Source organism: Candidatus Poribacteria bacterium (assembly GCA_021295715.1).
In the GTDB taxonomy this organism is placed as follows: Bacteria; Poribacteria; WGA-4E; order WGA-4E; family WGA-3G; genus WGA-3G.
Window position 1 is genome coordinate 9,006 of sequence record JAGWBV010000131.1, and the last position, 1,104, is coordinate 10,109.

General features: G+C 49.6%; 1 protein-coding gene. It reads right to left on the reverse strand.

Annotation, left to right across the window (positions count from 1 at the left end):
* Positions 1 to 109: 109 nt before the first annotated feature.
* The gene (locus tag J4G07_21420) at positions 110 to 682 is read right to left on the reverse strand and encodes a transposase (protein ID MCE2416545.1); all 573 of its coding nucleotides are present in this window, start codon (positions 680 to 682) and stop codon (positions 110 to 112) included.
* Positions 683 to 1,104: the final 422 nt, after the last annotated feature.

Genomic DNA, 1,104 nt, shown 5'->3' on the forward strand with positions numbered 1-1,104 from the left:
TATCATAACCATCGTAGGGGCAACCCTATCATAACCATCGTAGGGGCAACCCTATCATAACCATCGTAGGGGCAACCCTTGTGGTTGCCCTTATGAGTGCCCGCAATATTCAATAGAAACGTGGATTCTCTTTATCAAGGTCCCATTGCCCCGGGTTGTTAATAATATACTCGCGAATGTCTCTTAAAGCATCGTCGTTTCGGATAACGTGTTCAAAGTAGTTTCGCTGCCATAATCGTCGGTGGAATGGTGTCCATTTCATTATTTTTACGCCACGCGTGTATTCTACGGTGGTCAAAGATTTGTACGCGCCGATGATGTCACCCAAGGCGGGTTGTGAACCCACAGATTGGGCACCCAAGGCGGGTTGTGAACCCACAGATTGGGCACCCACAAGGGGCGCCCCTACAGACGGGTTGATTATGACGATACCGTGTAAATGATTCGGCATGATTATGAATGCATCCATCGTAATCATCGGAAATCGGTCAGGTAACGCCTCCCAGACTCGGCGCGCCATTTCGCCTGCTTCGCTCAACTGTATTTCTGTGTTGACTATTTCACCGAACAGACACAATCGGTCTTGGAGAACGATTGTCACGAAATAAGCACCGGCTTGTGTGTAGTCGTACCCTTTCAGACGTATTGACCGACGGTGATGGATTTCTCGGTTGTATGCCATTGGTATTATCCGTTCCTATGGGGCAACCACAACGGATGCACATACACGTATCACACGAGGCAACCACAACGGATGCACATACACGTATCACACGAGGCAACCACAACGGATGCACATACCATGGGGCAACCACAACGAATGCACATACATGTATCACACGGGGCAACCACGACGGATGCACATACGTAAAAAAAGGGCGCGGCTTTCACACCGCGCCCTTTCCCTCGTTTATTTCTATTCCCCCCTTCTGCCCCCTGATAAGGAGGGTTAGGGGGGTTACGAACCGCTAACCGCTAACTGCTAACCGCTAACCGCTATTTCAATATAACCATCTTCCGCATCAACGACATTTCGTCGGTTTCGAGTTGATAGAAATAAATTCCGCTCGCGACCTGTTCGCCAAGCGCATTCCGACCATCCCA

Excerpts from the sequence above, each read along its gene's own strand:
- J4G07_21420 (MCE2416545.1), bottom strand. The coding sequence starts at position 682 with ATGGCATACAACCGAGAAATCCATCACCGTCGGTCAATACGTCTGAAA.